Raw genomic sequence first — 7,558 nt, 5'->3', positions numbered from 1 at the left:
AACATATTCGTACATCAAACCCTATCGAGTCAACGTTTGCCACCGTACGACTTCGGACAGCAAAAACAAGGGGATGTGTCGCAAGACATACTATCTTGTCGATGGTTTACAAGCTCGGCCAGAGCGCTCAGAAGAAATGGCGTCGGCTAAGGGGATTCAAGCTGCTTGCTGAGGTCATTCGAGGGGTGAGATTCAAGGATGGCGAGAGGGTTGAACCAGTAAAAGAAGGTGAGCTGAACAGGGTGGTCAATATCTAAGAATGATTCTTCAAACACCAGACTTGACTATAACTCATCGTGCAATGTTGTCTCTTCGATTACCTTAGTCTGTCCTACTCTTACCTCCTGGATGAACGCTATGGTACCAACCCGTCCATCTTGAATACTCAATACCGGATATGTGCCAAGAGTCTTTCGTACTGTTCGTCCTTCATGCCTGATCTCAGCGATAAGGCTAACAGCTCCTGAAGGGTTAACCTTTGCCCCAAACCCTTTGACCTTGTCGTCCCGAATGAAGTACGGAGTAGAATCTAAGCGTACGGATTGAAGTAATCTGTTCGTGATATTGGGCATCTCATTCCTCTCTACAGTAGATTTCTAGTAGATCGGAATGACAGATTTGGGGTGCTTTTGAGCCTTATCGACTCTACTGGTGGGCCATAAACAACGAAAGCGCAACCCTAAGAATCTCTTAGAATTGCGCTTAGTTATCTTGGTGCGGAGGTCGGAATCGAACCGACATGGGATTGCTCCCGCTGGATTTTGAACCAGCGTGTGGGGGTAGTGGGGGTCGGTTGTTGCCCGCATTGGTCTCCGGAGTTCCAGTGTCCCGGTATCGATGTCCATTGTCCTGTGCTGTCCTGACCGCATGTTCTCGATAAGTGTACAAGATTATGCACTCATCATAGTCCATGCAGCCAGGATGTACAGTGATAATACGGTGTTACTCACCACGCCCCGCGTTGAAGATTGCTTCGAGCATTTCTTCTCGCTCTTCCCAGTATGTGTCGTGGGGGTTATCGATATGAAACTTCAACCATTGATCTTGTAACGCCGTGTTCCAGTCAACAATGCACCTCGCCATCGCTTGCTTTACGGCAACAAGTGTCAAACGTACTAAAGGATCTGGACAATAGCCTATCACACCGGCATCATTAGCACTCACCCTCTGTGCCTGGCAATGCGAAAGGACCCGATCCTTCACCTCAAGCGCCCCGGCATACTGCGGATGCTCATCAATACAACATTGCACGTGCAGCGAGGCAGTAATATGAAACGTACTGCGAAGCTGTTCCCACTGTGCAGGATGGTATAGAGTATAAACGGGGCAACCGCGCAGTTCGATACTAAGCATATACATATGAATTATCCTCCAATATACTGATTTTAGTTGAAATCAACCGACAAAAGCTGACAGTTTATGATAATGGCTCAATACACCATGGTCTTCAAGGTCTTGAACCAATGCAGAGTACTCCTCAGGCTTCATGTTACGCGTCGCCCCAAAGATCAGCTGCCGATACTCATCAGCGCTATACAGCGGCCGCGTCTGAAATTGGACGTGCTCAAATTCAAAAGTTTTGACGATACTACCATCGGCCGCTGTATAGGTGACTGTGAATGTATCCGGCTTAATAGTGTCAGCGATGACACATCGTTTGAAATCAAAGCTCGAGTTTACTGATATTGTACGGAAATATTTCCGTGGAAAAATCTGCCGATCCATCAATGCGTCATACTCAGACCGGAGTTCCTCATGCTCAGCAAGCAGACGGCTCAAGGCCCTTGCCTTTGGTTTGCCACTATCAATGAACTGCTGCAAAACTTCTTTCTCGTAGTCATGAAAAGTCACTCCATCCTGAACTGGCCTCCTCTTGAATTGCCGCTTAATACTCTCATAGCTGATCCCTGCGCCGATCCGGATACGGGACTGAGCATTGCGATTGTTTTTCAATTCCTGCTGCAGTTCTTTTCGGCGCCTGTGTTGATGATCATACTGTTGCTGTAGACTTGAAAAGGACTGAAAGTTGGTAATCTTCAACTCTCCGGTAATGAGCCCAGTCATAAAATCTTCGAGTTGCTCCACCCCCATTCGGGCAGGATCATTGGGATCGGTGGTTTTCCGGACCTTCATGCCCATGGCGGCCATTTTCCAGGTTTGAGGACCATACGGCTGGCCGTCTTTGATTTTAACTCCCTCCAGCAGGTATCCTCGGCTCTTCATGACAAGCCCGCGATTAGCCAGAAAATCAGCAGCAACGAACCTTATGCCGAGTTGGTCGACTTTCTCTTGAACCTGGTCAATCACGGGACCTGTTTCAATAGGGCCGTGTCCTTCCAAGATGACCGCATCGGTAGAGATTACAAACCAGCGGTTACGGTTGATAGCCTCGCCTATGCAAGCCCGTGTCAGGGACAGCATATACGCGCCTAGCGGAATACAGCTTATAGACGATAGTGTTTCGATATCAGTAGGATCATCTCGAAGACTCGCAAGCCCTTGTAAAGTCTTGCCGAAAGACGAATTCACCAAAAGTTTTACGACATTGAACGAATCTTCCAGCCGTAGCCGCATCAAGTAACCAAGATGCTCTGAAAGATAGCTCGACTCAAGCCGTTCGAACTCATGGACCGAGTGGATGATGTAGCTCTCTAGCAGCCCTTGAGTCAGTGCTACATACACCTCAGGCCACATAATGTGACCCGATCCTGAGGAAGGAAAAATCAAGGTCTCGGTCTTTTCACCGCGAAATTTGCGCCCTTCTGCCTTTACCGGAAAAATCGGCTCGACAGCAGGTTTGAAAATCCAGCTGATATAAACACCAGCTATCTGGAACGGCCCATCTTTCAAGAGTTCTTCCATACGCTCGGCACACGCTGAGCCAGTAGTCATGAAAGAACGAAGGAAGGAATAATCTCTACCGAGGCAAAACAATCCGGTTGGGTACGCAGATTTAAAATCAAAATGGGAGCAGGGGCCAACCGTTCCGACGACATTTGTTTCAGTCCTCCCTCCATAGACAAACGGCAGGAAGCCAACAATCCCAGGTGTTGGTACCAGGCGATTTTCAGTTTTATGCAGCTCGGACTGATATTCAGCTTCGAGCTTCGAAACAAGTTCTGAGACCATCTCATCGCTGAGCTTTGGTGCAGACTCCGGCCTATTTGCAATGATATATTCCGCAAATTCTTCGAAGGTTTCTGGATACTCATCAAGCTTTTCAGCAATTCTTGATCGGAAAAAGCCATACGATGTCAGTCGCTCATCCCCTACACTGAAGACTTTCTCACGGTACCCCAGAGCTTTTTTCCATTCAGCATTAGGTAACCGTTTCGGCAGCCCAGTTTTCTTGCTAACCGGAATCTCCTGACCAGTAGCGTGGTAGTAATAAATCGCTTGGAAAACCGCTTTGAAGTGGGCTTCCCCATAGCCTGGAATCCGGGTTTTCATCTGACCATCCACCAGAGGTGCAAAAAGCCGATGGTAAAAGAGAACTGACTGTCCAGTGACTATCGCATCACGGGCGCTATACCGGAGAAATGTTTTCGGATCGGTTTTCCATAGTTCATCCATCTGGTGTATCTGACCAGCAACATCAAGTTTCGGAATACCAATCTGCGTACCAGCAGCAGACAGCGAACCCCTAACGAGATTCATTGTATCAGTGAATATCGCATGAATTTTCGAGATCTTTTTCGCCATAACAACTCTCCTTATTTTGCTGAACGCTTTTGCGATCTACGCCGCATTGCAGTTCGTCTCTGTAAAGATTCTTCAGTTACCCATGCTCCATCGATCCATACCATTGGCTCAACTTCTCGCCGCTCTCGAATCCATGTGCGATCACGCCACTCCTTGCCTTCGCAGGTAATGACCGGCCGCCGGAATGAGTATTCTTCGCCCTGTGGATCGATTTTTGTGATAGTATCGTAAGATGGCAATATTATGCCGCCTTCGATGAGGGAGAAATGCGCTGCCAGATAAACCCTGGTGACCGGTATCTGGCATAGCCGATGACTGATATGACGTGGTTGATACACAGTCATTAAGTCAGGCAATGCATTGGCCAAGAACTGCCGAATCAACGCATTTTGGGTCAACCTGCTGTCGGTGACGAGCACTATGCAAATGTGTTCAATGCCTAAGGCGACATAGAATTGCCATGCGACCATTTTGAGATCAGTGGTCAACTCCCCGCTCCGTTCGTCATCAGGGACCTCACTCTCAATGACAACAAACTCACTGTCGACAGCGACCACAGCATACTGTGACCCGTAACCAGCAATCTGAAACGGTCGCGATGCTATCCCCGACGCAGCCAAATCTCCCTCGTCACCTGACAGGTGGTCTATAAAGAAGAGATCGTCTCGAAAAGTTAGCTCTCCTGGCTTCCATACGATGGTGTACACAGGACAACCCAAAACCCCCCTGAGTGCCATTCGTGTAAATCGGCCTATCTTCGCCATAACCTGGCTCAGATCATAACCGTCTGTTAATGATAGAATTTGTGCAGCTTGCTCAACAAATCCATCAGACAGCCCTGGCACTGGATAGCTGTCAATGAATTTCTGTAATTCAGGGTCAAACTCGTGCTCAGCAAAGGGATCAAGTCGTTTGGTTTTCTGGTATCTCTCTAGCATTTTGAACCCCCTCACAGTTTCCATTGTTTATCTACAGCAGTGGTGCAGGGATTCAAAACTTCCAGCAGCTGGGCTTCAGAAAGCCCAATCACGCGTAACAGCGAGTACAGCATTAGCTTTAAGTCGATCACTTCTAACGCTAACGAGCTGTGCGCCTCGTTCAATTCCTCGAGCAGCTCACACAGTCGATCGTCATGTTCCATCGTGGATAGAGAAGGAAAAGACGGTAGATCCCGGCGTAACGAACCAACACGTTTGATCAATTCCGCAAGCCTCCCTTGTGCTTGAAGCCATTTTTCAAGATCGTTCCCATCAACAGCTATGTGCTGAATCGGTTTGACTTTGTTGAGTAAAGATTTTTTCCGTGCCATGTCTAAATACTCCATTCGGTACTTGTATTTTTTTAGGACTGAAGCGTAGACTCAGCTCTTTCCCATATCGCTACATCCATAAATACATGGTATTAAATGATATTACTCCGCAATCATACAAGGTCAGGTAATCTCAAAACTGGAATGAGGTGCGATGACTTTAGACTTCAGGGATGGCTTATTTATCCCCCTGTTAAAGTCTTCGCACTCCCCCGCCAGTCATACTGCCGCTAAAATCTGGTCTGACGATCCTCGATATACCGGTCGATGTCATTGACCAAGGCATGCCACCACTTCTCAATCAGTGCCATACGGGCTTTCAAAGCCTCAAGCTCGGCATCCCTGACAATAGCGGCCTCAATCAAGTCCGCTGTGAAAGGACAGACCCCTATAGGACATTCAGATACAGAGCTGTTGCTGGGAGCTGCCGTCGATGCAGTGCAGGGTTCATTTTTGTTTTTCATAGTTACGGTCCTCATGAAGAGTTATGAGCAGGAGTATTTTCCATTTTGCTCTTTAGACACCCTAGTAAGCAACTAAGCTGAGATCCGAGATAACATGACAACAAGAATCATCAATTTCGTCCGACAAATTTATATGTTACTGTTTTATATCAATAATATTTTTGGTCCGAACATCGTTTTTTTTGAATGATTATTTGCTTCCCCAATTTATTAATGCTACAATATGACTGTATTTCTTTTTACGACGACTTTTAAAGGTGAACTAAATGAATCAGGATGTTTATCGTCAAAATTTTATAAAATCCGGCTCGGGAGCCGGGAGTGCAGTCCAATGTCCTAGATGCCGTGGTGACAAAAACATTTCCAAACTGACCAGCGGTAGATTTGAGTGCGGAAAATGCAGTGGTTATCAATTTTCCGTAACGTCGTCGACTTTGATGCATCATCAGCCGGATTTCCGGGCTTATTTCAAAGCGGCATTGCTCGCATATATCAGAGTTGGGAGAGGAGTTCAGCGGGAGGATTTGAAAAAATATCTGCAGGCATCAAATGAATCGAAGATCACTCGCATAAGGAACACGGTCTATAACGCAATGCAGCCTCCCGTTAAAGTCCAAGGATCTGAGACGAAAGGATTACTATGCGGTGTGGGGAGAGTAGACTATACGTTGGAATACAAAACCAAGAAAATGCCGGTTAAAGTATTCTTAGTTTGCGACCTCTCAACAAACTTCAGACTATCGTTTGCTGGTTACAATGCACCATTTGAGCGCAGAGTGGGACTGGTTCGCTATGCTTACTACCCGCACAAGGAAAACCATGAATGGCTTTTAAAGACATTTTTTCATCCTTTAAAAGGTCGGCAACGGTGCATGTTTTTTTGTCCAGATGATAATAAATTTCAATACAACAAAGTAAACGAATTTGATTCAACAGGTTTCTACCGAACTTCTTTTCGCCACGGTTTATCCAATATTTGGCCTCAATATCAAGATCTGGTAAAAATGATTACAAACGAAGAAGAGCACCTACTGTCCTCGATACAGTCATTCAACGGACCATTCAAAGAATTTGGCTATTATCTCTGCGAGCAGGCTTTTCTCCGGAATAATCCTCCTGAAAACAGACGTTTCCATAACCTTTTAAAAGCGTTGGTCACACCGATGGATCAAAGAGCTGCTGCTATTCAACGACAGCTGCAGCCCGGACGAGGCATGAAAAAACCTGCAAGTGCTTGTGTCCCCATATCTTAATAATCTACATTCCAAGACTGCATATTATAAAATGTAGTCGGTACATCCTGAATGCAGTACGTCAGCTGTAAAAATGCTGTTCAAAAATGCGTCAAGTTGACATAATTCTGGTACCTAATGCCTTTGGCCTCATCGGGTCTGCTATCCTTTCATAATCTCGGTAACTGTTGTATCCCACAGTCGTTATCCGCGACCAAAACCTGGAACAGACCGTTATGATTCAGTCCGCAAACATGTACAGGATGAATTCAAGTTATTGCAAGAAATCTGGACCTACTCTGACAATGTCCCTGGGGATGTTGGGCGTTTCCTCTGTTCGTACATGTATTTTCGAAATAGTATGCTCTCGGGTCAAGCGCCTGATATCCAAGATTACTATCACAGACTCGTTTCACCTCTAACAGTCGGCGAGCTTGAGCTACGCCTTACACTGGAGCTTGGTCAAGGTTGTCCTTCTATTAGATAAGGCGATCTCTCCGGAGAGAGCTGGTGTGCAAACCTGAGAGTGCAAACATTATCATTACATAGTTCTTGAATTTAATATCTGGAACTACTTGAAAGATCCGGATTTATTATACGTCTCCTAAAAGTCGACTATCTTTTTCGAAAATTAGGGGTTATTCCACTTTTTCAGGACGTCCTCTATCGACCCCGATTTTCTCAACAAGAGCCGGGCAATAAATATCTAAATATTGCCGTGACCTCCACCGCCAATACCCGGCAACCGTTGTCAGTCATTCCAACCTCCGTAATATCGCAGACTCGGATCTTTTTGTTACCTGCAGAAAGAGATATTTATCGAGTTTGGAATAATAACGGGAGAACTGAAC

General features: G+C 46.1%; 7 protein-coding genes and 1 pseudogene. 2 read left to right on the top strand and 6 right to left on the bottom strand.

Annotation, left to right across the window (positions count from 1 at the left end):
• Nucleotides 1–257 (top strand): annotated as a pseudogene (locus BUF15_RS24085) (IS256 family transposase); the annotation flags it as partial.
• Nucleotides 258–284: 27 nt separating this feature from the next.
• On the opposite strand, the gene BUF15_RS24080 reads toward BUF15_RS24085, so the two are convergent.
• From BUF15_RS24080 to BUF15_RS24055, 6 genes are all read right to left on the bottom strand, one after another.
• The gene (locus BUF15_RS24080; RefSeq protein WP_073616613.1) at nucleotides 285–572 is read right to left on the bottom strand and encodes an Arm DNA-binding domain-containing protein; all 288 of its coding nucleotides are present in this window, start codon (nucleotides 570–572) and stop codon (nucleotides 285–287) included.
• Between the two features lie 370 nt (nucleotides 573–942).
• Entirely contained in the window at nucleotides 943–1,359 is a 417-nt protein-coding gene (locus BUF15_RS24075) for a hypothetical protein (RefSeq protein ID WP_073616611.1), read from the bottom strand.
• Nucleotides 1,360–1,395: 36 nt separating this feature from the next.
• Nucleotides 1,396–3,702: a hypothetical protein gene (locus BUF15_RS24070; RefSeq protein ID WP_073616609.1), complete on the bottom strand. Its 2,307-nt coding sequence runs from the start codon at nucleotides 3,700–3,702 to the stop codon at nucleotides 1,396–1,398.
• 11 nt (nucleotides 3,703–3,713) lie between these two features.
• Nucleotides 3,714–4,640: a hypothetical protein gene (locus BUF15_RS24065; protein WP_143170864.1), complete on the bottom strand. Its 927-nt coding sequence runs from the start codon at nucleotides 4,638–4,640 to the stop codon at nucleotides 3,714–3,716.
• Nucleotides 4,641–4,651: 11 nt separating this feature from the next.
• The gene (locus BUF15_RS24060) at nucleotides 4,652–5,011 is read right to left on the bottom strand and encodes a hypothetical protein (RefSeq protein ID WP_073616605.1); all 360 of its coding nucleotides are present in this window, start codon (nucleotides 5,009–5,011) and stop codon (nucleotides 4,652–4,654) included.
• Nucleotides 5,012–5,241: 230 nt separating this feature from the next.
• The gene (locus BUF15_RS24055) at nucleotides 5,242–5,475 is read right to left on the bottom strand and encodes a hypothetical protein (RefSeq protein ID WP_073616603.1); all 234 of its coding nucleotides are present in this window, start codon (nucleotides 5,473–5,475) and stop codon (nucleotides 5,242–5,244) included.
• A 266-nt stretch (nucleotides 5,476–5,741) separates the two neighbouring features.
• Between BUF15_RS24055 and BUF15_RS24050 the strand changes: the two genes are divergently transcribed.
• Nucleotides 5,742–6,728, top strand: a complete 987-nt coding sequence (locus BUF15_RS24050; RefSeq protein WP_073616601.1) for a hypothetical protein — start codon at nucleotides 5,742–5,744, stop codon at nucleotides 6,726–6,728.
• Nucleotides 6,729–7,558 lie beyond the last annotated feature (830 nt).

The sequence above is a fragment of the Desulfopila aestuarii DSM 18488 genome (assembly GCF_900143695.1).
Taxonomy (GTDB): Bacteria; Desulfobacterota; Desulfobulbia; order Desulfobulbales; family Desulfocapsaceae; genus Desulfopila; species Desulfopila aestuarii.
The sequence above is the reverse complement of the archived record's forward strand: the minus strand, read 5'-3'. Positions and strand labels throughout refer to the sequence as shown.

Coding starts and splice junctions, on each gene's coding strand:
- BUF15_RS24055 (WP_073616603.1), bottom strand. CDS start 5,475: ATGAAAAACAAAAATGAACCCTGCACTGCATCGACGGCAGCTCCCAGC.
- BUF15_RS24065 (WP_143170864.1), bottom strand. CDS start 4,640: ATGCTAGAGAGATACCAGAAAACCAAACGACTTGATCCCTTTGCTGAG.
- BUF15_RS24050 (WP_073616601.1), top strand. CDS start 5,742: ATGAATCAGGATGTTTATCGTCAAAATTTTATAAAATCCGGCTCGGGA.
- BUF15_RS24060 (WP_073616605.1), bottom strand. CDS start 5,011: ATGGCACGGAAAAAATCTTTACTCAACAAAGTCAAACCGATTCAGCAC.
- BUF15_RS24075 (WP_073616611.1), bottom strand. CDS start 1,359: ATGTATATGCTTAGTATCGAACTGCGCGGTTGCCCCGTTTATACTCTA.
- BUF15_RS24070 (WP_073616609.1), bottom strand. CDS start 3,702: ATGGCGAAAAAGATCTCGAAAATTCATGCGATATTCACTGATACAATG.
- BUF15_RS24080 (WP_073616613.1), bottom strand. CDS start 572: ATGCCCAATATCACGAACAGATTACTTCAATCCGTACGCTTAGATTCT.